The organism is Fischerella muscicola PCC 7414, assembly GCF_000317205.1.
GTDB classification, from domain to species: domain Bacteria; phylum Cyanobacteriota; class Cyanobacteriia; order Cyanobacteriales; family Nostocaceae; genus Fischerella; species Fischerella muscicola.
In genome coordinates this window covers 1-23,383 of the sequence record NZ_AJLK01000189.1, presented here as the reverse complement: position 1 = coordinate 23,383, position 23,383 = coordinate 1, and the positions used below count along the sequence as shown (strand labels likewise).

The following is a 23,383-nucleotide window of genomic DNA, read 5'->3' as shown; positions in this document are numbered from 1 at the left end:
GCAAAACTCATGCGATTGGCGAGTGCGATGCATTCGGCTGAACGGCTTCGAGGTGCAACCATTGAACCCGTCATCCAAGTTCAAGGATTATCTAAACGGTACGGGCGTTTTACTGCTGTTAACAATATTAGTTTTGAGGTCAAGCCTGGAGAGATCTTCGGGTTGATTGGTCCTGATGGTGCGGGTAAAACTACAACCTTTCACATCCTGGCAGGCGTGATGCAAGCCACAGAGGGAACAGTGCAAATTTTGGGGCGATCGCCCCGTCAGATGCGACTCAGAACTGGATATCTGACCCAACAGTTTTCCCTTTACCTCGATTTGAGTATTGATGAAAACCTCCGCTACATGGCAGGGTTACGCAATGTCAACCCCGATCACTTTGCCCAACGCCGAGTCAAGTATTTGCGGTTGATGGATCTAGAACGCTTTAGCGATCGCCTTGCAGGTCAGCTATCGGGCGGTATGAAGCAAAAACTAGCGTTGTGCTGTGCCCTGATTGCTCAACCCGATGTGTTACTGCTGGATGAACCGACAACCGGAGTAGACCCCGTATCGCGGCGTGAGTTTTGGGATGTGCTGGCGGCCTTGTCTCAGGAAGGGGTAACAATGGTGGTGGCAACGCCCTATCTGGATGAAGCAGAACGCTGCCATCGGGTGGCCCTCATGTATGACGGACAGATACAACAAATGGGGACACCTGCTGAGTTGCGATCGAGTTTAGGATTAGCCCGCTTGGAAGTGCGAGCGACAGACCTAAAAGCCTGCGAAACGATCCTATGGAATGCCACCAAGCAGAGAGAACAAACGATTCAGGATGTGCAAACATTTGGCGATCGCCTGGATGTGCTAGTTCCCCAAGCTGAAGCGGCAGTGGCTCACGTTTCCCGGTTATTAACTCAGGCTCAGCAATCGGCAGAAATCCAGGTGAGTGAACCGACGCTGGAAAATGTGTTTGTGACACGGCTGCGGCAGCAAGGATCAGACCCGCCGTTTATTCCTTTTCCACGTCCGTCTCAGCCTCATCGTTCTGCATCCTTATTTCAACCAGAGGCACCCATTGCCATTGGAGTGACCAACCTCCACAAAATCTTCGGCACGTTTCATGCGGTCAATGGTGTTAATTTACAAGTTCGCTATGGCGAAATCTATGGTTTGTTAGGGGCAAACGGAGCAGGAAAAACTACCACCATTAAAATGCTGTGTGGCTTGCTTGCACCCACTCAGGGAACGGTCACTCTGGCTGGGCAAACAGGACAATTGCGTCGCCAGGAACTGCGGCAGCGATTGGGATACATGAGCCAAAAATTTACGCTGTACAATGACCTCACCATTCAAGAGAATCTAGAATTCTACTGTGGGGTCTATGGGGTGCCACGTTCATTGCAGCGCGATCGCATTCAATGGGTGTTAGAAATCTGTGGGCTGTTGGGGCGAGAAACCCTATTAACCAAAAAATTACCAGGGGGCTGGAAACAGCGGGTTGCCTTTGGTGCATCCGTGCTGCACGAACCCGAAATTCTGTTTTTGGATGAACCGACATCGGGAGTCGATCCACTGGCACGACGACAGTTTTGGCGTTTTATCGAAGCTTTTGCCAGGGCAGGAACGGCTGTGCTAGTCACCACGCACTACCTGGAAGAAGCGGAACACTGCCATCGCATCGGGTTTATGGTGGCAGGAGAAATGGTCGCGCAGGGGTCGCCAAGCCAAATTAAGGCGGAGCAACCAGGGCAACTGATCGAACTGCAAGTTTCAGATGCTCAGAGGGCTGCCGATGGATTAAAGCAGGTGCTGGAACCGTGGCGAGTGTCGTTATTTGGCGATCGCCTTCATGTCGTATTAAACGACACTGATTCCGATCTGGCAAACGTGCTGTCTTGGCTACAATCCATAAACATCACCGTGTTGTCTTGGCGAACGATTCCATTCTCTCTCGAAGATGCCTTTATTGGCATTGTACAGCGGGCAAAGAAGAAAAGAGGATAACAACCATGAGACGCGTCTGGAATCAATGTGTCAAAGAACTAGTGCAATTTCGACGCGATCGCCTCACGGTGGCGCTGGCATTTTTCTTGCCGCTCATTACCCTATTAATTTACGGGTTTGCTATTCGGCTGGAAATCAAAAACATTCCGCTGACTGTGCGCGATCTGGACAACACCCCTCAGAGTCGCAGCTACATTGAGCGAATTTTTGCCACCAACCAATTTGTTGCGGTTCCTTGGGCAATGGTTGAACCTCTTTGTGCCCCTTTTCTAAAGGATTCAGGACATCCAAATCGTCTCGACCCCGTTGATCGCGGCAGTGCCAGAGCAGCAGTCATTATTCCACCTGGGTTTGCCAATGATGTGAAAGCAGGGCGAACAGGACAGCTTCAGGTAATTATTGATGGAACGGATGTGGCGAATGCACGAGTCATCAAAAATAGCCTGCTGGCAACCCATCGATTTTTCCTGGAAACGCAGGGCTTATTACCCCAGCAAACAGGAATTGTACCTCATACGCGCCTCTGGTTTAATCCTGGACGGCGAGAGTCACTTTACATTGTGCCGGGAGCCTTTGCCATTGTTCTGGCAATTTATCCACCTCTGTTGGCGGCGATCGCAATGTCACGGGAACAGGAACAAGGCAACATTCTTCAGGTTTATGCGTCCAGCCTCACGGCAACTGAACTACTGCTGGGCAAGAGCCTTGCCTACTTGCTTGTAGGCATCGGAGAAGCGGTCTTCATCATGACCATAGGGGCAATAATTTGGGGACTTCGGTTCGCGGGCGATCCTACCCCGTTACTGGTCGGTACACCAGTTTTTATTTTCTCCAGCATTCAGCTTGGCATTTTGATTGGCACCCGAACCCAAACACAAAGTGCCGCTGTTCAAGGAGTCGCAACAGTGAAATTCATGACGGCACTACTGCTGTCTGGATTCATCTTTCCGCTCAGCAATATTCCTTTCCCCCTTTCCCTCATTTCTTATGTTGTGCCTGCTCGTTACTACCTGGAGCTGGTGCGTGATGCCTTTGTCCGTGGCACAGGCTGGGTAGGCATCTGGTTTGTGCCTGTAGTATTGTTGCTACTAGCTGTGGTGGAATTTGCAATCACCTGGTGGGGCATTCGTCAAATGCAACTGTCTGATTAATCCATTCTATCAATCCATCAAAGAATGGAGGACTATGAAACATCCAGTTTTTCAGGTACAACAGTTTTTTCGCTTTTTTAATGTTCGACTAATTGCCTTGATTCGCAAGGAAGTCGCCCAAATTCGACGAAATAAGCAGCTCATTTTTCTACTCACCGTTTCGCCGATTCTACAACTCCTGATTTTTGGCTTTGCAGTCAGTCCCGAAGTTAACCATCTTCAGCTCGGAGTTTTAGACTATGCTCATGTGCCCGAAAGCCGGGAATTAATTGCTGCCTTTACCGCAAATCAGGTGTTTGAAATTCACACGCAAGCGGGCGATCGCACTACTTTGATCGAGCAAGTTCGTCAAGGCGAAATTGATGTTGGAATTATAATTCCTCCTGACTTTAACACAACCCTCAGACGCAACCAATCTGCTGATGTTCAGGTCTTTATTGATGGAGTCAATGCCTACACCGCTGGGGTTGCCAATGGCTATGTGTCACAAATTATTAGCAATTATAACCGTCGGATTGCCCCTGTTCCAATTGCCCTTACCATCGAGCCACACGTCATCTTTCGCTACAATCCTGGATTGGAAAGCAGCTGGTTTTTCGTTCCAGGAGTCATGGGAACAGTATTAACCCTCGTAAGTTCCTTAGCATCAGCGGTGGAAGCAGTCCGAGAAAAGGACGAAGGGACTCTGGAGCAAGTGTTGATGACTCCTGCAAATGCCCTAGAAATCTTGCTGGCAAAGGTGATTCCTCTATTTGCATTGTTGTTGGCAGATGTGTTGCTAGCATTGGCGATCGCCCGTTACATTTTTCACGTACCCTTCCGGGGTAGTATATTGCTGTTTATGTTGCTTTCCAGTATTTATGTCTTAATTGGCATCAGTATCGGGATGCTTTTAGCAACGATTTCCAGCAATAAACGACAAACGATTCTCACTTCATTTTTTATTAACTCGCCATTAGTCATGCTTTCGGGCGCATTGTCTGCTACTGAAAGTATGCCTGCATTTTTTCGGACTCTCAGCCACATCAACCCGCTCTATCACTACATCCAAATAGTGCGCGGAATTTTATTACGTGGGGTAGGCTTGGAAGTGTTATGGAGTAATGCTCTGGTCTTAATGTTTTTTGCAGCGGTCTTACTCACAACCAGCACTTGGCAATTCCGCCGTCAATTAGTTTAAGGCTATTTTTGTGTAACGATGATAAACGATTCAGCAGATATCCTCATTATTGGTGCAAGCATTGTTGGGCAAGCAGACTACTCCCTCATTTTTTCTACAGATTTGAAGAGAATAATTTAGTTTGAGAAATCCCAATTCGCCTGGAAGCGGCAAAGGCTGGTGTGACCCGAAAGGCAACCAGACGGATTTGCTAGTGCGGCTGAAAGTTGTCATCCCCAAAGAACTGAGTGTGCAGGAAAGAGAATGCTATGAAAAATTGCAGCAGGTCAGCAGTTTTAATCCTCGAGGTGCGATCGCGGAGGTGCATCTATGACCACTAGCATGGGACTTTCACGAGTGGTTTGGTCTAATGGGGGCGATCGCCTCTACAGCTTTGAGCAAGCCGCTTACTTTACCCAAACCTCAGTGCCACTCATTGAGCAATTTGTGACGTTAGGTCTGGTGGAACCAACAGGCACCATGCTGCGCCGCCAGGATCTCGTCCGCGTGGTGCAGATTCAGCGCTTGCGTCGCGATTTGGGACTGAATTTAGTAGGGGCTGCGATGGTGCTGGATATGGCAGCGGAGATTGCCCAACTCAAGGCACAACTGCGTGCTTATCAAACAGAGTTGAGAACCAGGAATTAACGTGCTGACTTGAAACAACAGGATACTGACATCAATCAAGGAAGTGAACCATGCAACTCAATCGCAACATTGTTCAACAAGTATTGGAAATCGCTGCTGAACAGGGTGAAGCAGGGTTTGAAGAAAAAGATATTGCTCACTTATTCGGAGATGAATATGACCTGGTGTTTCACCTGGATTATCTGCATGAAAAGGGATTTATTACCGGAGAATTTACTCCAGGAGCCTACGCCGCCTTTGCGATTTTACCTGAACCAATTCACTTCATTCGCGGCAAAATCACAGCTAAAGGACAGCAGTATTTGCAGGGGCTGCAACAATCGGATGAAGTTGTTACAAAAGGCTAAGAAGGCTTTTAGGCATGATTTTGTCGCCGTCTGGAGGATTCAAATATGCAACCGACTAACCCCAACCAATTTACTGAAAAAGCCTGGGAAGCGATCGTTCGGACGCCAGAAATCGCCAAACAATTTCAACATCAGCAAATTGAAAGCGAACATTTAATGCGGAGTCTTCTGGAACAGGAAGGACTAGCTAGTTCTATTTTTAATAAAGCAGGGATGAATGTTCAGATCCTGCGCGATCGCACCCATGACTTCATCAACCGTCAGCCCAAAGTATCGGGTGGCAGTAGCGGCTCTGTTTATTTGGGGCGCAGCTTGGACACATTACTGGATCGGGCAGAACAGTATCGTAAAAACTTTGGGGATGAATATATTTCCATTGAACATTTAGTGCTGGCGTTTGCCAAGGACGATCGCTTTGGTAAAACGTTATTTCAAGAATTGGGACTCAACGAACAGAAACTCCGTACCACGATTGAACAAATTCGAGGCAGTCAAAAAGTGACCGATCAAAATCCGGAAGGCAAGTATGAATCCCTGGAAAAATATGGACGGGATTTAACCAAATTAGCACGAGAAGGGAAACTCGATCCGGTGATTGGACGGGATGACGAGATTCGTCGCACGATTCAAATCTTGTCTCGCCGCACCAAGAATAATCCTGTGCTGATTGGTGAACCGGGTGTGGGTAAAACAGCGATTGTGGAAGGACTCGCCCAGCGCATTGTCAGTGGGGATGTACCAGAATCATTGCGCGATCGCACCTTGATCGCTCTGGATATGGGCGCTTTAATTGCCGGAGCCAAGTATCGAGGAGAGTTTGAAGAACGACTGAAAGCCGTACTGAAGGAAGTCCAGGAAGCACAGGGACACATCATTCTGTTTATCGACGAAATTCACACTGTAGTGGGAGCTGGAGCCACCCAGGGGGCAATGGATGCGGGGAATTTGCTCAAGCCTCTACTGGCGCGGGGGGAACTGCGCTGCATTGGTGCTACTACGTTGGATGAATATCGCAAATATATTGAAAAAGATGCTGCCTTAGAGCGTCGTTTCCAGCAAGTCTATGTTGATCAACCCAGCATTGAAGATACTATTTCCATTCTCCGGGGACTGAAAGAGCGCTATGAATTACACCACGGTGTGAAAATTTCTGATAACGCCCTGGTAGCAGCAGCTGTATTGTCTACTCGCTATATTAGCGATCGCTTTCTGCCAGACAAAGCGATTGATTTGGTCGATGAAGCGGCTGCCAAACTGAAGATGGAAATTACCTCGAAGCCAGAGGAACTGGACGAAATTGATCGCAAAATTTTACAGTTAGAGATGGAGCGCTTGTCCTTGCAGAAGGAAACCGATAGTGCTTCTAAGGAGCGCTTGGAACGATTGGAAAAAGAACTATCAGATCTCAAGGAGCAACAATCTGCGCTGAACGCCCAATGGCAGGCAGAAAAACAAATCATCGATCAAATCCAAAAACTCAAAGAAGAAATCGATCGCGTTAATATTGAAATTCAACAGGCGGAACGAGATTATGATCTCAACCGAGCCGCAGAATTAAAATACGGCAAACTCACCGATCTGCAACGGCAATTGCAAGCTGCGGAAACCCGCCTCAGCGAAACTCAAACTAGCAGCAAATCCATGCTGCGGGAAGAAGTCACTGAAGCGGATATTGCCGAAATTATTTCCAAATGGACGGGCATTCCGGTGAGTAAATTGGTGGAATCCGAAATGCAAAAACTCCTACATTTAGAAGAGGAATTACACAAGCGCGTTATTGGTCAGGATGAAGCGGTTACCGCCGTTGCGGATGCCATTCAGCGTTCCCGTGCTGGGCTTGCCGATCCCAATCGCCCGATTGCTAGCTTTATCTTCTTGGGTCCAACTGGGGTGGGTAAAACAGAGTTGGCTAAGGCTCTAGCAGCCTATTTGTTTGATACAGAAGAGGCGATGGTACGGATCGATATGTCCGAGTATATGGAGAAACATACGGTTTCTCGGTTGATTGGTGCGCCTCCGGGCTATGTGGGGTATGACGAAGGTGGACAGCTAACCGAAGCGATTCGCCGTCGTCCCTACGCGGTGATTCTTTTTGATGAAATCGAAAAGGCGCATCCGGATGTGTTTAACGTCATGCTGCAAATTCTGGATGATGGTCGTCTGACCGATGCCCAAGGACGGACAGTCGATTTCAAAAATACAGTCATTATCATGACCAGCAATATCGGCTCGCAATACATTTTGGATGTGGCAGGTGATGATAGTAAATACGAAGAAATGCGCGATCGCGTTATGGAAGCAATGCGAGCGAATTTCCGTCCAGAATTTCTCAATCGGATTGACGAAATTATTATCTTCCACAGTCTGCAATCGGAACAATTGCGCGAAATTGTGAAACTGCAAGTTCAGCGATTAGAACAGCGACTGGTTGAACGCAAACTAGCGCTGAAACTTTCTGACGAAGCCCTCGATTGGTTGGCTCAGGTTGGCTACGATCCAGTGTATGGTGCACGTCCCCTAAAACGAGCCATTCAAAGAGAACTGGAAACACCCATTGCCAAGGCAATTTTACGCGGAGAATTCCACGAAGGCGACACCATTTACGTTGGTGTAGAAAATGAGCGACTAGTCTTTAAGCGTTTATCTTCTGAACTCGTTAGTACTTCCTAGCATTCTCAAGCCCATACAAATATTAGGAGGAATCTGATTATGACTAACAGCAACCCTGGATCATCCGCTCCCATTACAATTAGTCCAGAAACTGATGCTCTGGTTGAACAAGAAATGGCAGGGCAAAATGCAGACATCAAGCAAGAAACCAAGGCGCTGATCGAAGCCATCAAAAAACGCGCCCAGTCTGAAATTCATACCGCACAAGACCTGACTCGCGAAGCCTATCTAACGGCTGTGCGGCGTGCTAGAGAAACAATTGAAGAAACAAAATTGATCGATCCCGATCACCTAGAACAATCAGTGCAACTAATCCAGCAAGAAGCTCAGAAAAATTGGCAGTCTATCACCGACGAAATTCAACGTTTGGGCGATCGCTTGACCGAAGCAGCCAAAGCCGCGTGGAATGCTCTAACCCAACCCAAGTCTTCTGATTCCTAGGTACGACTATGATTGCGGAAATTGGAAAAACACTAGTCGTTCTTGGTGCTGGCATCCTGTTGCTAGGAGGTTTGCTCTGGCTCAGTGGTGGAACATTGAAACACATCCCCCTTGGTCGTTTACCAGGAGATATTTTGGTGCAAAATGAGCATTTTACCTTCTACTTCCCCTTGACCACTGGCCTTCTCTTGAGCCTTGGCTTAAGTGCTTTCCTCTGGCTAGGAAAATTTATGACCAGTCGCTAATTTTCGCACCTTCCTACGGCTATGAAATATCCATCCTCGCCGAACCAAGGCTGGAAATTATGGTTTGAAAGAGACACCATCGTGCATAATCTGGAATTTTTCCAGAATTTTATTGTGGTATCTCTATGTATTGGTTTGTTTTGCGTCATGTTGATTCGGTTGGGTGAAATGTTTCTTTCTCTGTTGCAACCGATTAACTTTCAAGCCATCACGTCTGATATTTTGTTTGTTCTTATCCTGGTAGAAATCTTTCGCCTGTTAATTATCTACCTCCAAGAACAGCGGATTTCCATTGGAGCAGCCGTGGAAGTTTCCCTAGTGTCGGCATTGCGGGAAGTGATTTTACAGGGAGTAGTGGATATTCCTATTGATCGCCTATTAGGAGTCTGTGCTTTTTTAGTAGTTTTAGGTGGATTATTATATTTGCGAGTCTGGATGTTTCAGCGATTTGAGGCAATTGCAACTACAAGAAATGAACATCTCTCGCAACCAAGCACTCAAGATCTATCCGACAATCAGCACTTTCAATTGCGCCGTCGTCCGCCATCTATCGAGCAATATCCCTTTTAGTGAACCTAATTGAGATGATCTATCTTCCGGTTACACTGTTACTATTTTTACTTTTCTTAGTTATTTTTCCCTTTATCTGGCTGGCGATCACTACAGACGTTGAAGTGGCTGTTGCCAAACTGGGCTTTTCTTCTGGTTTTGCCCTGTGCGGATTATTTGCCCTGTTGTTAACCTGATTATGGATTTTGAGGAGGAATTAAAGATGTTTAACGTCATTCGTCGGAGTCAAATTGTTGGTTTAATGGCAATGGATAGTAGCACGGCCACCCGCTATGGCAGCGTGGAAGAAGTTTGGGTCGATGATAGTGGTCGAGTCGTCTACTTTGCTAGCGATGCAGGCTATACGCCCTTTGAGCAAGTGGCTATGATCGGCCCTGATGCCTTACTGACCTACTCAGAATTAGCGTTTACGCCACCGCCATCCCTACGCCGTCTCCATCAGATGGCTATCCGCACGCCCTCGTTGAGTACTCCCTTGGGTTGGGTAGAAGATTTTCTCTTTGATTGGGAAACGGGGGATATTGCGGCTTACATTTTAGGCGGTGAGATTGCAGCACCCTTTGGTGGTCGGGCAGTTTTATTTCCTGAGGACGTAGAAGCGATTGATGCAGAGGTTGTCGTTATCAAAGAGGATGCTAAAAATCGGCTCAAGAGTGAATCCGAAGGACTGAAAGGGTTTCTGAGTGAGAAATCGCAACAGGTGAAGAATCTGGTGAAGAAAATGGGCGATCGCTTGGCAAAACTCCTTTCACCCCAGGATAAACCCGAAGTTGTCCGCGTCAAAATCAAAGAAGTACGGGATGAACTAGGTCAATCGGGACGACATGACAAAAATGCCTTAGAAGAAGCCAGTGAATTTTTGCAAGATAAATGGGAGGACTTCCAGCATAGCCTCAGCTATACTGGAAAACGGATGAAACAAGCGATCGATTCGGCTTGGAAGCGATTAACTCATTCATCTTGAAGTAAGTATTATCCGCAGCAGGCTCACCAGAATGCAGAATCAAATCACTCTATCGAACGCGGCGGAATATTTTCGGGCTGCGTCGTAGGGCGACGACGGAACTGAATAAGGGAAAATTAAAACATTCTTTGTCCAGAGCGATGTTCTTTCACCGTTTGGGCGAAGTGTGTGATCGTTCCTTTGAGGAGCAATGTCTACGAGCCAGTGGGTTAAATAAGCGCGATCGCAGTTTCCCGTTTTGGCACGATGACCCCAATTTTTGTCCCCGGTGCTGGACTCCTGAGACGGCGGCTGACCCTCTCTGGAGTCAAGTTAGGGCTAATTTTTGTTATCTGTGCGGTATGCAGTTGCAGACGAGTTGCACTCACTGTAGGGAGTTAGTTGTGTCACTCAAGTGGACAGCCTTATAAAAAGAAGAGTCAAAATCGCTAAAACCTTGGCATAGCAATCGTTTATAGACCCGGAGTGCAGCTTTTTACACCTATGTTGGCTTCACGTCGTATTCACAACATCTTAGCCCTTGCCCCGATGCTACACATAGGCTCGTATGATGAAGATATAGAAAAAAGTAGCCAAATTTTAACGGCATCACATGGGCAGTATTTGGGAACTTGATTTTTACTCCCGTCCAATTTTGGACGAAAATCAGAAAAAAGTTTGGGAAGTTCTGGTGTGCGAAAGCCCTTTGGATACGCGCACAAAAGTTGATTCTTTGTTTCGTTATGCTCAGTATTGTCCCAGTACCCAAGTAAACTCCGTATGGCTGCGGACAGCTTTACAAGAGGCAATAGACAAAGCAGGAGAAGCGCCGATTAAAATTCGCTTTTTCCGTCGCCAGATGAATAATATGATTACCAAGGCGTGTGGTGATATTGGTATTCCAGCACAGCCAAGCCGTCGGACTTTGGTATTGAATCAATGGTTGCAGCAGCGGATAGAACAAGTGTATCCACAAGAACCAGGGTATCAGGGTGGGGTAAATCCCTCGGTACGTTTGGAAGCACCTTTACCTCAACGCTTACCAGATGCTTTGGAATGGCAACAGTGGGGATTTGTTACTTTGCTAGGTTCGGAATTTGCGGATATGCCTGACTGGGAAATTGATTTTGGAGAAGGATTTCCCTTGGAATTAGCACAAGTTTCTCCGGAAACTAGCATTCCTGGTATTTTAATTTTCTCACCTAGAGCCTTACCTCTAGCAGGTTGGATGTCTGGGTTAGATTTAGCTTGGTTAAGATTTGACGACAGTCCACAGGGAGGAAGATTGCTTCTAGAAACAGGTGCTACAGAAAGTTGGATTTTAGCCAATCTCAAAAACCCGCAAATTTTGGCAGAAGCTAGAAACTTTGAACAAGCCAAGCAACAAGCAAACGGAGTACATTTTATCGGGGTACAGTCTGATCCCCAATCAGAATCTTTTGCAGGGTTTTGGCTGTTGTGTGAGATCAATCTGTCCTAAAGTGAATTGGGGAATAGTTAATGTTGGTTAGTGGTTGCTGGTTGGTTGTTAGTAGTTAGTGGTGAGTCAGCGCGCCCCAAGGGGGGTCCCTCCCCCAACCCCAAAGGGGACCCCTAGCCCCCAATCCCCAACGCCAGGTGCTTTATGCCGGGAAACCCGTCCACCGCACTGGCTCCTCCCTGTCGGTCGTGGGGGCCGGTGAGTCCCCCATGAGCGACTGACGAACCCGTAGACACGTAGACGCGAAGCGGCTTCCGCAGGTAGCGGCTTAAGGCAGGGTAGTGGCTTAAGGTAAGGGTAGGGTTAGTAGGTAGAGACGCGAGGAACATCGCGTCTCTACACTTGGTTAGTGGTTAGTGGTTATTTTTCCACCCCTCACACTCCTCATACTCCCCCCACCTCCCCACTGCCCCTAATCCCCACTCCCTTGGGGGAGTGGGGGCCCCGAGTTCCCCACCTCCCCACCTCCCACTCCTAACTCACTGCCAGTACAAATTATGGTGTCTAAAAAGTTACCAAAAGATACACTTCCAGAACAGCTGCTGGAATTAGCGTTAAAATCCGGAGCAGAAACTGCTGAAGTGTATCAGTCGCGATCGCTTTCTCGCCCAGTATTTTTTGAGGCCAACCGTCTCAAGCAGCTAGAAACTAGCCAAGCTGAAGGTACAGCATTAAGGCTGTGGTACAACGGGCGTCCGGGACTGGCAGTAGCCTATGGAGTTGTGGAACCACAAGCTTTAGTAGAACGTGCCTTGTCTCTCAGTCAGCTAAATCAACCCGAAACCTTGGAATTAAACAGTAACTTCCAGCCCTCTTATCCAGATTTAGGCCAAGATGTACCAGTAGAAAAGTTAGTCGAGTGGGGCAAAGAAACGATCGCCCTCATTCGTGACGTTTACCCAGAAGTTCTTTGCAATGGCGACTGGGAATGTGATGTGGAAACTACTAGACTTGTGAATACCAAAGGTCTAGATTGCTACTACACTGACACTACTCTCAGTTGCTATATCTCAGCTGAATGGGTACGGGGAGATGACATTTTGAGTGTTTCTGATGGTGAAACCGAACGCGGCAACCTGCAACCGCAAAAACTTGCTCAACAAATTTTACAGCGTCTGGCTTGGGCAAAAGAAAATGTTCCACCACCTCATGGTCGTGTCCCAGTTCTATTTACTTCTAAAGCCGCTGATATGCTTTGGGGTACTGTGCAAGCTGCCTTGAATGCCAAACGTGTCTTGGAAGGGGCTTCCCCTTGGACAGAACGCATTGGTAAGTTAGTAGTTTCTCCCTCCCTTACCCTTTACCAAGATCCCCAAGCAGGGCCTTATAGTTGCCCTTTTGACGACGAAGGCACTCCGACTCAACCTATGGTGTTTATCCAAAACGGAGAATTACAAAATTTTTACTGCGATCGTGCCACTGCTAGTCAACTTGGTATTTTTTCCACAGGTAATGGTTTTCGTCCTAGTTTAGGTAGTTACCCCACCCCTGGTTTATTCAATTTTCTCATTCAACCGGGTTCGGGATCACTCCCAGAATTGATTGAGTTACTCAATGATGGCTTAATTGTGGATCAAATGTTGGGTAGTAGTGGCATTTCTGGTGATTTTTCAATCAACGTAGACTTAGGCTATCGTGTCCAAAATGGTCAGGTAATAGGACGCGTAAAGGATACGATGGTGGCAGGTAATGTTTATACTGCACTCAAACAATTAGCAAAACTAGGTAGTGATACTGATTGGAATGGTTCTTGTTACACTCCTTCTTTAATTGTGGAAGGACTATCTACAACTGGTAGAAGTAATTGAATTTTTTAAGTCCAAGCGTAGACATTCAACTTTTCAACCAGTATTGTTGCTGATGCCAAGTTGATTGCCCATTAAATAAACTCACTAGAGACACTCGTATAGGGATAGGGGAAACGATATTTCAAGTAGTGTCAACTTTCTGTGCGGAAAAGTGGTTAAGAATTGTGAAGCTATAGACTGAATATATTTTTGGTGAGAGGAATCTAACTGTGCCAATCAAACGCATCATCACAGGTTTAAATGAGTTTCATGACAACTATTTCATTGCACATCGTGAGTTGTTTGAACAGTTGTCTCATGGCCAAAACCCGGAAGTTCTATTCATCACTTGTTCTGATTCGCGGATTGACCCTTGTTTAATCACTCAAAGTCAACCTGGAGAATTATTTGTCATCCGTAATGTTGGTAATATTATTCCTGCCTATGGAACACCCAAAAGTGGGGAAGCAGCAGGCATAGAATATGCTGTTGAAGCTTTGGGAATCAAAGATATTGTTGTTTGTGGTCATTCCCACTGTGGCGCCATGAAAGGACTATTGCAAATAGGCAATTTAGCTCAACAAATGCCTTTAGTTTATGACTGGTTAAAGCAATATGCTGAGCCAACTCGCCGTATAGTCTTAGACAATTATCCAGATTACCCAAGTGATAAATTATTAAAAATTGCTATTGAGCAAAACGTTTTAACTCAAATAGAAAATTTAGAGACATATCCAGCAATTCGCTCAAAATTGCATAGTGGTCAACTGACTCTTCACGCTTGGATTTATGAAATAGAAAGTGGAGAGGTTTTTGCTTACGATGCTAATACTGGTAAATTTAAACTTTTAGACAACCGGCCCTTTCCTGTACCAAATCCTCTGATTGGTGTATATTCAGAATCATAATTCTTATTTATTGCTACCTTTGCGGTGATTTTAGACACTATATTTAAGTAGGAAGGTGCAAATCAACAGAAGTATGTAAACTTATATTTCTGCCTTCTGCCCTCTGCCTTACTAGTATTTCGCCACATTGATTTTGATAGGTTGGCCAGATCTCCGACTTCTTGAAGAAGTCGGGGATCTAACCCCTCGCAACTCCTCAAAACTTATGTGGTCGAGTACTAGCTACATTAAAAGATAATGAATGAGTAATCATTGCTTATGCGTGCAATGCTGTTAGAAGCGCCGCGTCAACCTCTGCGATTAGTTAACTTACCTGTGCCAAAACCTCATCCACAACAGGTACTAATTCGCATTCGTGCTTGCGCTGTTTGTCGTACAGATTTGCATATTGTAGATGGAGAACTAACACACCCAAAACTACCTTTAATACCCGGACATCAAATTGTGGGTATTGTAGAAGCAGTAGGAGAACGAGTAGAAAAATTTCATGTGGGCGATCGCGTTGGTGTTCCTTGGTTAGGCTACACTTGTGATCGCTGTCGTTACTGTGTTTCCGGACGGGAAAATCTTTGTGATTATGCCGAATTCACAGGTTACAACTTAGATGGCGGCTATGCTGAGTATACCGTCGCCGACCACCGCTTTTGCTTTGCCATTCCCGAAGGTTATCCCGACTTGCAAGCCGCACCATTGTTATGTGGTGGGTTGATTGGCTACCGTGCCTATAGAATGACTGGCGAGGCTGAAAAACTCGGTTTTTATGGTTTCGGTTCTGCTGCCCATATGTTAATTCAACTGGCGCGTTATCAAGGGCGTCAAGTCTTTGCCTTTACCCGTTCTGGCGATACCCAGGGACAAGAATTTGCCCATCAGTTGGGTGCTGTTTGGGCAGGTGGTTCTGATGAGTTACCCCCAGAACCATTAGATGCAGCAATTATTTTTGCCCCTATAGGTAAATTAGTACCTGCTGCTTTGCGTGCAGTTGCTAAAGGCGGTGTGGTAGTTTGTGCTGGTATTCACATGAGTGATATTCCCGCTTTCCCCTACGAAATTCTTTGGGAAGAAAGAGTTTTGCGTTCAGTAGCTAATTTAACTCGCCAAGACGGAGAAGAATTTCTCGCCTTAGCACCCAAAGTTCCCATTCAGACAGAGGTGAATTTATTTAACTTAAGTGAAGCAAACGAGGCTTTAGACGCCCTTCGCAGTGGTAAAATCGAAGGCTCGGCTGTATTGGTAGTTGATTAGGCGGGTGTAGAAGCAGCAAAAGAACAAGTAGAAGAATTTCATGTGGGTACTTAGCTATAAATGGTTCCTGTAACTTTATATAACGGTTTTTACAAAAAAACTTGTGATTATTGCTGGCTATGTCATACTAATAGTTGAGAGTTAATTCGGCGACCGCGTTTGTTTTTAGTATTGACAGGCTTTTTCCTTTTGGTATTTACAGACTTTTCTCCGAAACTTAAATCTCTACATCCTTATGATTTTGGAGAAAATCTATGTCAGTTTATGTAGGCAATCTTTCTTATGAAGTTACAGAAGATAGTCTGAATGCTGTTTTTGCAGAATATGGTTCTGTGAAGCGGGTTCAGCTACCTACTGACCGTGAAACAGGTCGTGTACGCGGTTTTGGTTTTGTGGAAATGGGTACAGATGCAGAAGAAACCGCTGCAATTGAAGCACTTGATGGTGCTGAGTGGATGGGACGTGACCTTAAAGTTAATAAGGCTAAACCCAAAGAAGATAGAGGTTCATTTGGTGGTGGTCGCCGAAACTACGGCGGACGTAACCGCTACTAAGCTTTATCGATTTAGCTTTTGAAGCTGACTCAATATGTAGCACATTAATAGCATTCAGTACCGGCTTAGGCAGAAATGCTTGAGCCTTTTTAATACAGAAGCTGGACTGGGCAGCGAAAATTTAAGCTTTCTCAGCCAAAACCTAATCTCTGGAGTTCTTCATGTCAGACTCAGGCACTCTCTTAGAACCTGCTGTTTTAATCACCATCATTGGTGAAACGGTGCTTAAAGACCGTATTGTTAAACTACTAAAAAGCCATAATGTAAGCGGCTACACCATTAGTCAAGTGCAGGGTGAAGGTGGTCACGGAAGACGCTTGGCAGACTTAGCAGGCTACAACACAAATATTGAAATTAAGACAATAGTTTCATTAGAAGCATCTGATGCGATCCTTTGTGCCCTAAAACAGGAACAGGGGAAGCACGCCTTAATCGCTTTTCGACACAATATAGAAGCTTTCTATTGATTAACTTTTCTTTCTACGGCAGTTTTTATAGATATGTTGTCTTCGCAAAATTCAAATCAGATCAGATAGCTTAAGTGTTATATTCAGGGACATCACACGATAAATTTTGCTCTAATAAATGCTTTCTTTAGTGTTAATCAGAGTAATCTTTAAATATCAACTTGGTATCGAGTTAGGTCGAGGGGAAATATATCTCCCTCGACCTAACTCAATGCCGTTTTGGCATAGCTTGAGCAATAACCAAAATCCTGGCTTACTCTCAGAGAATGGGAAAATGTTAAACATTATGGGATGCACTAGCACCCGCTACTTTCTTAGGAATGAGCAACCCATAATAACCAGCAGCGATCGCAGCTATGGCATTGAGCCAAACATTGTTACCGAACAGAGGCATTAAGCCAAACATCGTCTTACCAAAAGGCAGTAATCCCATGATGGCGATGATAATATAAGCAACTGCAAAAGTGGCGTTGAAAAGTCGCGCACTGGTGGCACTGGTATAGCAAGCAATCCCTAACAAACCTACTGCACAGCGTACAAGGTTATGCAAGAAGTTAGTGGGAAAAAGTCCAAATATGTAACCAAATCCCGCAGAATAAGCTCCAGGAGCAACATCAGCAGGAACATAAGATGCTGTTGTTCCTGGTAATGAAACAAAAGCTGGTATAAATCCAGCCAGACCTAGAATGAGATAGAGAATCCCGATAGTTAAAGCACAGTAACGCTCTGTCATTTTTGCCGCGTTAATGTTTTCCATTTTATTACCCCTAATTTGTGCAGTAAACCTGTGGTATGAATCTTTGGAGGCTGCTTTGCCTCTACGTACTTCTGCCTCGCTTTTGTAATACTTTCCATTCAACTCAAATACATTTGATTTTTCTCTATCAAAAGGAGGGATTGAAAATTGCCAATCGGTGTCTTTATTTCTATGCCAGGATCAGGTTTTAGAAGTTGCAAAATTAATCTACTATGCCACTGTAAAGCTGTATACAATTTAGCAATGAGTCCAACGATAGATGAATCTGCTTTTGCTTCAGCTTACTTATGTTGAGAAAGATAGATAGCGATAGTCTGATGAGAAATTGTACCAACGGATACGCTGCTACCTCACAAGCAGCCGCGATCGGGTTTATGGACTTGGTGATGTAATCATGGAATTTTTATCTGATACCGTTGTACTGTCACGTATGCAGTTTGCGCTGACAGCTTGTATTCATATGCTTTGGCCTACACTGACAACAGGGGTGGGGATTTATTTAGTCATTATCGAAGGATTGTGGTTGAAAACCCGTAATCCCGAATATTATTATCATGCTCGCTTTTGGGCTAAACTGTATGCTCTCAACTTCGGCGTTGGTGTCGCAACAGGCATTCCCATGGAATTTCAGTTTGGCACTAACTGGGCCCCTTTTTCAGAAGCGGTTGGTAATTTTTTTGGCAGCATCATCGGGTTTGAAGCATCTTGGGCATTTATGCTAGAAGCCGCGTTTCTGGGAATCATGTTATTTGGCTGGGAACGTGTCAATCCCGCAATTCACTATCTCTCCACGATTCTAGTGGCGATCGGTGCTAACCTATCCACGGTTTGGATTTTAACGGCAAGTTCCTGGATGCAAACCCCAGCAGGTGGAGAGATGGTCAATGGTAAGTTTGTGGTTCACGATTACTTTCAGGTGATCGCTAACCCGTTCATGGCGAAAAGTGTTCTGCATATGTTCTTGGCAACACTAGAAACATCTCTGTTTGTGGTGGGTGGTATTAGTGCCTGGTATATTCTTAAGAATCGCCATCCAGCCTTCTTTTCTAAATCCTTTAAACTTGCCTTGGCAGCGGTGATTGTGATCGCTCCCCTACAAATTTATGTAGGACATTTAAGTGCTGAACAAGTCTACCACTATCAACCTGCAAAACTGGCAGCAATGGAGGCACAATGGAACACCATTCCGGGTGGACAGTCTGCCAATTGGAGTCTTCTGGCGTTACCAAATAACCAAGCAGAGAAAAACGATTGGGAAATAGTTATTCCCAATGCACTGGGATATATTTTAGAATTCAAAGAAAAGTTATCTGAGCCAGTGCTGGGTTTAAAGGAGTGGAAACCAGAGGATCGTCCACGCTTGGTAGGGGTGGTATACTATTCTTTCCGGACGATGGTTGGTATTGGTTTTCTCTTAGTCGGATTAATGTTTGGTAGTGTTTTTTACTGGCTACTAGGTAAACTTTCCCAGGAGAAGATTACCCAGCAGCGCTGGCTGATGCGTGCCTGGATGTTTGCAGCGCCTCTGGGATTTATTGCGATCGATACAGGTTGGATTGTGCGCTGCGTTGGACGCCAACCGTGGACACTATATGGACAAATTCGCACTGTCGATTCTGCCTCGCATATTCCTGCTAGTAATGTCCTTGTGTCTCTCACGGGTTTTACAGTCACTTATATTTTGTTGCTGATCGCATACATCTATTTTGGTAGTCGCATTCTGCGTAGAGGCCCGAATTTTGATCTACCTGTACCTGGAATTGAAGTTAGCAAGCCAGCTATTGACACGGCTGCTGGAGAGTTTGTTCCCGATGAACGCCCCGTAGAAGCCCAACAGTAGGAAGTTTGGCAGTATGGTAAAAATGGCTGCACCAAAGCGATCGCACTTTACCTATAGTTTAGTAACATGGTGTGATCGCTTAACCAGGCGGAGGCGATCGCACTCTTTACCTACTTCGGCAAAACCACGCTTTGACGGGCAGTACGCTTGCGATCACCTCTCTTCATGATCGCCATAACTTGTTACTTCATCAAAACAACAAACAAAGTCGATTTCAATAAACAAAATGGCAGATTGCTTTCTCATTTTGCCAAAATGCTTTCTCAAAATGCCTGATTGCTTTCTCATTTCAGTAGAATTAGCAAGCAAACCGCAGTTTGCTTACTCAAAATGCTTGAATGCTTTCTCATTTCAGTAGATCGCGTATTCATTTCAGTAGAATTAGCAAGCAAACCGCAGTTTGCTTTCTCAAAATGCCAAAATGCTTACTCATTTCACTAATTCACGCACTCATAATGGCGATCGCTACAAAGGACTTGATTCCAAGGGGGATAGCAATGAAGCGAGAGATTTAATGGATGTGTCTGAGGCCCGTCGGGCAATTTTAGTGCAGGCATTTTGTTAATCTCCTAATTATTGGAGTGAAACTGGACTAAGCCAGTAATTCATGCATCTATCCAGAATTATCTTAGACCAGAGAAAAAACCAAGCAGATTAATAACACAATTGCTGAATCTTTGCTGGTGTTAATTCCTGCACATTATTCAAAACTAGAGCTGCTCCTGCTTGCCGTAGTGTCTGGGCATAAGCATCACGCCGCGCTGCTGTTTCTTGTACGTGTGGTGGTAACACCCCTACACCGATCCAAGTTTTTTCAGGTTGGAGATTTCGCGCTTTCTCTACTGTATACATATCAGCTACCGTATCTCCTAAATATATTATTATTGCTGATTTGTCAATATTATTCTCCAGCAAGCGAACAGTCGCAAAAAGACCCGTGGGGTCTGGTTTTCCAGGTGCATCTTCCATCGCAACTAATACAGGAGATTGCAAACCCAAACGACCTTGCAAAACATAGTTAGCAGAAGCACGAGTTGCACCACTAAAAAATCCCCAAGCAATACCAGCTAAAGTCAGTTGTTCGAGATAGCTAGGACTTAACAATAAAGGTTCATCACAAATATACCCAGTAAAATTTTCGGGGTCTGTACCTCGGTAGCGAGCTTGAAAAAAAGCAACAATATTTTTGTAGTCCAATCTTAATTGTTCACGGGGCTGTCCTTGAGCTTCAAAATAGCGGTAGATTAACTCTTGGGATGCCTCCCAATCATTATTCCAAATCCCTTCAGACTTTAACTGATCAATATCCACTGGTGTAGGACGATAGGCTTCTCCTGTAAAATGCTCCACAGTATCCGTGATCGCTCGACGATAAGAACCACTCACATCGCGCACAACACCATCAATATCAAAAATAACAATTGTGTTCATAGTTTGTTGTTTGTTGTTTGTTGTTTGTTGGTGGTTAGTAGTTAGTGGTTGGTGGTTAGTAGTTAGTAGTTGTTCACTAATCCTCACACTCCTCACACTCCTCACACTCCTCGCACTCCCAGACGCTTCAAACAGGGCGTCTCTACATTACTCCTCACCTCCCCATTGCCCCTAATCCCCAACGCCAGGTGCTTTATGCCGGGAAACCCGTCCACCGCACTGGCTCCTCCCTGTCGGTCGTGGGGGCCGGTGAGTTCCCCACCTCCCCATCTCCCCATCTCCCCATCTCCCCATCTCCCACTCAATTTGTTCACTCGGCAAGGATTGCGATAGAATAAGCGATCGCTGTTATTAGTAAAGTATTGCCCGGAAATTTCCCGGAGGTGCGATTGTCCAAGTTCATTTTGAAAATATTGTGGTTAGATGAGAACGTCGCCTTGGCGGTTGATCAGGTGGTAGGTAAAGGTACTAGTCCTTTGACAAAGTACTTTTTCTGGCCCAGAAATGATGCCTGGGAAGAACTAAAAAAAGAGCTAGAGTCAAAACACTGGATTTCTGAAGTAGATCGGGTAGAGTTACTCAATAAAGCTACCGAAGTTATCAACTACTGGCAAGAGGAAGGCAGAAACCGTCCGATGTCAGAAGCACAAGGGAAATTCCCTGATGTTACCTTCACAGGTAGCGCCTAGAAGAAGGCAAAAGGCAGAAGAAGGCAGCTATGCTGAAGGATTAAAATTAATACTTCATCTTTCATACTTCATCCTTCATCCTTCATACTTCATCCTTGCTGTTGTACAAGCTGCCATAGCTTGATAGTTTTATCCCTGCTGCCACTCACAATTAGCTGTGCAACAGGGTTAACAGCAATGGCAGATACTGAATCCACATGACCAGTGAGAGTAGCTATTTCTTCCCCTGTACTTACTCTCCAAAGCTTGACAGTATTGTCTCTACTGCCACTTATTAGTATTTCCCCATCGCCGCTAAAAGCCACTACTAGAACTGACCATGAATGACCTAGTAGTGTGCGAATTACCTGACCAGTATTTACATTCCACAATTTGATAGTGTTATCATCGCTACCAGTTGCCAAGAGTTTACCGTCGGGACTGAAAGCAACTGTCAAAACTGCCCACGCATGACCACAAAGGCTATAGCATGGGCAGTTTTCAAATTTTTTCTGTGTTTGGGTGTCAAGGGAAGACAAATCCCAGAGGCGAATTGTCCTGTCAAAACTAGCACTTGCAAGTAGCTGACTTTGAGGGCTAAATGTGACAGCACTTACCTGTAACTGATGTCCAATCAAGGTAGAAATTTCTTGACCTGTTGTGATATTCCAAAGTTTAACTGTTTTATCCCAGCTGCCACTAGCCAAAATTCCTTCAAGGCTAAAAGCAACTGATTTTACAGGACTTGAATGTCCATAGAGAGTACAAATTTCCTCAAGGGTGTTCAGATTCCATAATTTGATAGTTTTATCATCACTTGCTGTTGCCAAAGTATTTCCCTTAGGACTGAAAGCAACTGACTTCACAGCTTGGGAATGTCCAGTTAACGTAGATATGAGTTTATGGGTGTTTAAATTCCACAATTTAATTGTTTTATCATCATGACCACTAGCCAAAATATCATTGTTGGGACTAATGGCAATGGAGTTTATACTACCTAGCAAACCTACATATCCAGTCAGAGTATGTAAGCATTTCCATTGAGGATTGTGGATTGTCGATTTGAGATTTTGCATTGGGGAATGAATTCCCATCGCTTGCATGACTTCATCAGCTGATTGGAAGCGACGATTGGTGTCAGTTTCTATCAGCTGATCAATGATTTTAACCAAGCGATCGCTCACTTTTATTGTCAGATATTGTTGCCAAACCCAACTATGATTTGTAATATCGAATAAATCAAAAGGAGAAATATGAGTTAGTAAATAAATACAAGTTACACCCAAGCTGTAAAGGTCACTAGCAAAAACAGGTCGCCCTTGAGTTTGTTCTGGTGCAGCATATTCTGGACTACCTAAATTTTTTGCAGTCGAGATTTGCTGATTTGGTAGCAGTTGTGCTGTACTGAAATCAACTAAAAATAGATTCCTGTTTGTGAAGTTGGGGGAGGATTTGAGAATAATATTTTCTGGTTTAATATCGCAGTGAATAACATTGCGATCGCTAATAAATTTAATTACAGTCAATAAACTTTCTAAAAGTTGCCAAATTTGAGTTTCATTAAAAGCTCCCTGTTCTTCTACCAAAGTAGATAAATTTTTACCCTCAATCCACTCTTGTACTAAATAAAAATGTTCATTGGCTGCAAAGTATGCTATTAATGACGGAATTTGTGAGTGTTTGCCCAATTCCTCTAGCCGTTGTGCTTTTTTTACAAAAGTTGCAGGTGTATAACTTTGTTTTGCAAATTGTTGGACAACACAAAAAAATGGGGGAGATTGACCTTCATCTACAGCGAGAAAAGTTTGACAAAATCCCCCTTGACCTATTTGTTTAATTAAGCGATAGCAGTCTTTTAGATAAGCCGACATGAATAAATGGTATTTTACGTGAGGGCTGTTAGTGGTTAGTGGTGAGTCAGCGCGCCCCAAGGGGGGTCCCTCCCCCAATCCCCAACGCCAGGTGCTTTATGCCGGGAAACCCGTCCACCGCACTGGCTCCTCCCTGTCGGTCGTGGGGGGGCCGGTGAGTCCCCCATGAGCGACTGACGAACCCGTAGACACGTAGACGCGTAGACAAAGAA

The 23,383-nt window shown here is 45.1% G+C and carries 28 protein-coding genes; 23 read left to right on the top strand and 5 right to left on the bottom strand.

The features are described from left to right. Positions 1-9: 9 nt before the first annotated feature. The 14 genes from UYI_RS0129390 (at position 10) to UYI_RS0129330 (ending at position 11,643) form a co-directional block, all read left to right on the top strand. A complete protein-coding gene (locus tag UYI_RS0129390; protein ID WP_016870268.1) occupies positions 10-1,989 on the top strand; it encodes an ATP-binding cassette domain-containing protein in 1,980 nt (659 codons plus the stop codon). 5 nt (positions 1,990-1,994) lie between these two features. Continuing rightward, positions 1,995-3,140, top strand: a complete 1,146-nt coding sequence (locus UYI_RS0129385) for an ABC transporter permease (protein ID WP_016870267.1) — start codon at positions 1,995-1,997, stop codon at positions 3,138-3,140. Between the two features lie 34 nt (positions 3,141-3,174). Continuing rightward, complete coding sequence (locus tag UYI_RS0129380; protein WP_016870266.1) at positions 3,175-4,320, top strand: ABC transporter permease; 1,146 nt, start codon at positions 3,175-3,177, stop codon at positions 4,318-4,320. Between the two features lie 121 nt (positions 4,321-4,441). Beyond that, complete coding sequence (locus UYI_RS0129375) at positions 4,442-4,633, top strand: hypothetical protein (RefSeq protein WP_016870265.1); 192 nt, start codon at positions 4,442-4,444, stop codon at positions 4,631-4,633. Further along, positions 4,630-4,947, top strand: coding sequence for a chaperone modulator CbpM (locus tag UYI_RS0129370; protein ID WP_016870264.1), 318 nt, complete (start codon positions 4,630-4,632; stop codon positions 4,945-4,947). The genes UYI_RS0129375 and UYI_RS0129370 overlap by 4 nt, the downstream gene beginning before the upstream one ends. 50 nt (positions 4,948-4,997) lie before the next feature. Beyond that, positions 4,998-5,294, top strand: a complete 297-nt coding sequence (locus UYI_RS0129365) for a hypothetical protein (RefSeq protein WP_009756723.1) — start codon at positions 4,998-5,000, stop codon at positions 5,292-5,294. Between the two features lie 45 nt (positions 5,295-5,339). Continuing rightward, the gene (gene clpB / locus UYI_RS0129360) at positions 5,340-7,964 is read left to right on the top strand and encodes an ATP-dependent chaperone ClpB (RefSeq protein WP_016870263.1); all 2,625 of its coding nucleotides are present in this window, start codon (positions 5,340-5,342) and stop codon (positions 7,962-7,964) included. A 39-nt stretch (positions 7,965-8,003) separates the two neighbouring features. Next, a complete protein-coding gene (locus UYI_RS0129355; RefSeq protein WP_016870262.1) occupies positions 8,004-8,405 on the top strand; it encodes a hypothetical protein in 402 nt (133 codons plus the stop codon). An 8-nt stretch (positions 8,406-8,413) separates the two neighbouring features. Then, positions 8,414-8,650: a DUF2905 family protein gene (locus UYI_RS0129350; protein WP_016870261.1), complete on the top strand. Its 237-nt coding sequence runs from the start codon at positions 8,414-8,416 to the stop codon at positions 8,648-8,650. A gap of 21 nt (positions 8,651-8,671) precedes the next feature. Next, positions 8,672-9,220, top strand: a complete 549-nt coding sequence (locus UYI_RS0129345; protein WP_026086254.1) for a phosphate-starvation-inducible PsiE family protein — start codon at positions 8,672-8,674, stop codon at positions 9,218-9,220. Positions 9,221-9,234: 14 nt separating this feature from the next. Continuing rightward, positions 9,235-9,396: a hypothetical protein gene (locus UYI_RS38200; protein WP_016870259.1), complete on the top strand. Its 162-nt coding sequence runs from the start codon at positions 9,235-9,237 to the stop codon at positions 9,394-9,396. Between the two features lie 26 nt (positions 9,397-9,422). Continuing rightward, a complete protein-coding gene (locus tag UYI_RS0129335; RefSeq protein ID WP_016870258.1) occupies positions 9,423-10,184 on the top strand; it encodes a PRC-barrel domain-containing protein in 762 nt (253 codons plus the stop codon). 38 nt (positions 10,185-10,222) lie between these two features. Continuing rightward, positions 10,223-10,594 (top strand): Tn3 family transposase, encoded by a 372-nt coding sequence (locus UYI_RS40310; protein WP_407636603.1) that lies wholly within the window; start codon positions 10,223-10,225, stop codon positions 10,592-10,594. 182 nt (positions 10,595-10,776) lie between these two features. Further along, positions 10,777-11,643: a Tab2/Atab2 family RNA-binding protein gene (locus UYI_RS0129330; protein ID WP_016870257.1), complete on the top strand. Its 867-nt coding sequence runs from the start codon at positions 10,777-10,779 to the stop codon at positions 11,641-11,643. Between the two features lie 113 nt (positions 11,644-11,756). Here UYI_RS0129330 and UYI_RS36065 read toward each other — a convergent pair whose 3' ends face one another. Continuing rightward, positions 11,757-11,972, bottom strand: coding sequence for a hypothetical protein (locus UYI_RS36065; RefSeq protein WP_081589274.1), 216 nt, complete (start codon positions 11,970-11,972; stop codon positions 11,757-11,759). Positions 11,973-12,140: 168 nt separating this feature from the next. Between UYI_RS36065 and UYI_RS0129325 the strand changes: the two genes are divergently transcribed. The 5 genes from UYI_RS0129325 (at position 12,141) to UYI_RS0129305 (ending at position 16,604) form a co-directional block, all read left to right on the top strand. Next, positions 12,141-13,451, top strand: a complete 1,311-nt coding sequence (locus tag UYI_RS0129325) for a TldD/PmbA family protein (protein WP_016870256.1) — start codon at positions 12,141-12,143, stop codon at positions 13,449-13,451. A gap of 209 nt (positions 13,452-13,660) precedes the next feature. After that, on the top strand, positions 13,661-14,338 hold the full coding sequence (locus UYI_RS0129320) for a carbonic anhydrase (RefSeq protein ID WP_016870255.1): 678 nt from the start codon (positions 13,661-13,663) through the stop codon (positions 14,336-14,338). 258 nt (positions 14,339-14,596) lie between these two features. Further along, positions 14,597-15,583: a zinc-dependent alcohol dehydrogenase family protein gene (locus UYI_RS0129315; protein ID WP_016870254.1), complete on the top strand. Its 987-nt coding sequence runs from the start codon at positions 14,597-14,599 to the stop codon at positions 15,581-15,583. 254 nt (positions 15,584-15,837) lie between these two features. After that, on the top strand, positions 15,838-16,137 hold the full coding sequence (locus UYI_RS0129310; protein ID WP_016870253.1) for an RNA recognition motif domain-containing protein: 300 nt from the start codon (positions 15,838-15,840) through the stop codon (positions 16,135-16,137). A gap of 161 nt (positions 16,138-16,298) precedes the next feature. Beyond that, the gene (locus UYI_RS0129305; RefSeq protein ID WP_009756712.1) at positions 16,299-16,604 is read left to right on the top strand and encodes a P-II family nitrogen regulator; all 306 of its coding nucleotides are present in this window, start codon (positions 16,299-16,301) and stop codon (positions 16,602-16,604) included. A gap of 277 nt (positions 16,605-16,881) precedes the next feature. Here UYI_RS0129305 and UYI_RS0129300 read toward each other — a convergent pair whose 3' ends face one another. Next, entirely contained in the window at positions 16,882-17,361 is a 480-nt protein-coding gene (locus UYI_RS0129300; RefSeq protein WP_026086253.1) for a DUF4383 domain-containing protein, read from the bottom strand. Positions 17,362-17,755: 394 nt separating this feature from the next. On the opposite strand from UYI_RS0129300, the gene UYI_RS0129295 reads away from it, so the two are divergent. The 3 genes from UYI_RS0129295 to UYI_RS38470 all read left to right on the top strand — a co-directional run bounded on the left by UYI_RS0129295 (position 17,756) and on the right by UYI_RS38470 (position 19,766). Next, positions 17,756-19,201, top strand: coding sequence for a cytochrome ubiquinol oxidase subunit I (locus UYI_RS0129295; protein WP_016870251.1), 1,446 nt, complete (start codon positions 17,756-17,758; stop codon positions 19,199-19,201). A 22-nt stretch (positions 19,202-19,223) separates the two neighbouring features. Next, positions 19,224-19,370 carry a hypothetical protein gene (locus tag UYI_RS37355; RefSeq protein WP_157226414.1) on the top strand — a complete coding sequence of 49 codons (147 nt, stop codon included), beginning with the start codon at positions 19,224-19,226 and terminating at the stop codon, positions 19,368-19,370. Positions 19,371-19,622: 252 nt separating this feature from the next. Next, positions 19,623-19,766 carry a hypothetical protein gene (locus UYI_RS38470; protein WP_016870250.1) on the top strand — a complete coding sequence of 48 codons (144 nt, stop codon included), beginning with the start codon at positions 19,623-19,625 and terminating at the stop codon, positions 19,764-19,766. Positions 19,767-19,855: 89 nt separating this feature from the next. On the opposite strand, the gene UYI_RS0129285 is transcribed toward UYI_RS38470, so the two are convergent. Both UYI_RS0129285 and UYI_RS37345 read right to left on the bottom strand, forming a co-directional pair. Beyond that, entirely contained in the window at positions 19,856-20,632 is a 777-nt protein-coding gene (locus tag UYI_RS0129285) for a TIGR01548 family HAD-type hydrolase (protein ID WP_026086252.1), read from the bottom strand. A gap of 101 nt (positions 20,633-20,733) precedes the next feature. Then, entirely contained in the window at positions 20,734-20,946 is a 213-nt protein-coding gene (locus tag UYI_RS37345; protein ID WP_157226413.1) for a hypothetical protein, read from the bottom strand. A gap of 48 nt (positions 20,947-20,994) precedes the next feature. On the opposite strand from UYI_RS37345, the gene UYI_RS0129275 reads away from it, so the two are divergent. Further along, positions 20,995-21,321, top strand: a complete 327-nt coding sequence (locus UYI_RS0129275) for a 30S ribosomal protein PSRP-3 (RefSeq protein ID WP_071588894.1) — start codon at positions 20,995-20,997, stop codon at positions 21,319-21,321. An 89-nt stretch (positions 21,322-21,410) separates the two neighbouring features. Here the strand turns inward: UYI_RS0129275 and UYI_RS0129270 are convergent, their stop codons facing one another. Further along, positions 21,411-23,171, bottom strand: a complete 1,761-nt coding sequence (locus tag UYI_RS0129270) for a serine/threonine-protein kinase (protein ID WP_016870246.1) — start codon at positions 23,169-23,171, stop codon at positions 21,411-21,413. Positions 23,172-23,383: the final 212 nt, after the last annotated feature.

Coding starts and splice junctions, on each gene's coding strand:
- UYI_RS36065 (WP_081589274.1), bottom strand. CDS start 11,972: ATGTTCCTCGCGTCTCTACCTACTAACCCTACCCTTACCTTAAGCCAC.
- UYI_RS0129285 (WP_026086252.1), bottom strand. CDS start 20,632: ATGAACACAATTGTTATTTTTGATATTGATGGTGTTGTGCGCGATGTG.
- UYI_RS0129365 (WP_009756723.1), top strand. CDS start 4,998: ATGCAACTCAATCGCAACATTGTTCAACAAGTATTGGAAATCGCTGCT.
- UYI_RS0129270 (WP_016870246.1), bottom strand. CDS start 23,171: ATGTCGGCTTATCTAAAAGACTGCTATCGCTTAATTAAACAAATAGGT.
- UYI_RS0129385 (WP_016870267.1), top strand. CDS start 1,995: ATGAGACGCGTCTGGAATCAATGTGTCAAAGAACTAGTGCAATTTCGA.
- UYI_RS37355 (WP_157226414.1), top strand. CDS start 19,224: ATGGCTGCACCAAAGCGATCGCACTTTACCTATAGTTTAGTAACATGG.
- UYI_RS38470 (WP_016870250.1), top strand. CDS start 19,623: ATGCTTACTCATTTCACTAATTCACGCACTCATAATGGCGATCGCTAC.
- UYI_RS0129380 (WP_016870266.1), top strand. CDS start 3,175: ATGAAACATCCAGTTTTTCAGGTACAACAGTTTTTTCGCTTTTTTAAT.
- UYI_RS0129325 (WP_016870256.1), top strand. CDS start 12,141: ATGGTGTCTAAAAAGTTACCAAAAGATACACTTCCAGAACAGCTGCTG.
- UYI_RS0129305 (WP_009756712.1), top strand. CDS start 16,299: ATGTCAGACTCAGGCACTCTCTTAGAACCTGCTGTTTTAATCACCATC.
- UYI_RS0129335 (WP_016870258.1), top strand. CDS start 9,423: ATGTTTAACGTCATTCGTCGGAGTCAAATTGTTGGTTTAATGGCAATG.
- clpB (WP_016870263.1), top strand. CDS start 5,340: ATGCAACCGACTAACCCCAACCAATTTACTGAAAAAGCCTGGGAAGCG.
- UYI_RS0129390 (WP_016870268.1), top strand. CDS start 10: ATGCGATTGGCGAGTGCGATGCATTCGGCTGAACGGCTTCGAGGTGCA.
- UYI_RS0129350 (WP_016870261.1), top strand. CDS start 8,414: ATGATTGCGGAAATTGGAAAAACACTAGTCGTTCTTGGTGCTGGCATC.
- UYI_RS0129310 (WP_016870253.1), top strand. CDS start 15,838: ATGTCAGTTTATGTAGGCAATCTTTCTTATGAAGTTACAGAAGATAGT.
- UYI_RS0129295 (WP_016870251.1), top strand. CDS start 17,756: ATGGAATTTTTATCTGATACCGTTGTACTGTCACGTATGCAGTTTGCG.
- UYI_RS0129345 (WP_026086254.1), top strand. CDS start 8,672: ATGAAATATCCATCCTCGCCGAACCAAGGCTGGAAATTATGGTTTGAA.
- UYI_RS0129300 (WP_026086253.1), bottom strand. CDS start 17,361: ATGGAAAACATTAACGCGGCAAAAATGACAGAGCGTTACTGTGCTTTA.
- UYI_RS0129370 (WP_016870264.1), top strand. CDS start 4,630: ATGACCACTAGCATGGGACTTTCACGAGTGGTTTGGTCTAATGGGGGC.
- UYI_RS38200 (WP_016870259.1), top strand. CDS start 9,235: ATGATCTATCTTCCGGTTACACTGTTACTATTTTTACTTTTCTTAGTT.
- UYI_RS0129315 (WP_016870254.1), top strand. CDS start 14,597: ATGCGTGCAATGCTGTTAGAAGCGCCGCGTCAACCTCTGCGATTAGTT.
- UYI_RS0129330 (WP_016870257.1), top strand. CDS start 10,777: ATGGGCAGTATTTGGGAACTTGATTTTTACTCCCGTCCAATTTTGGAC.
- UYI_RS0129355 (WP_016870262.1), top strand. CDS start 8,004: ATGACTAACAGCAACCCTGGATCATCCGCTCCCATTACAATTAGTCCA.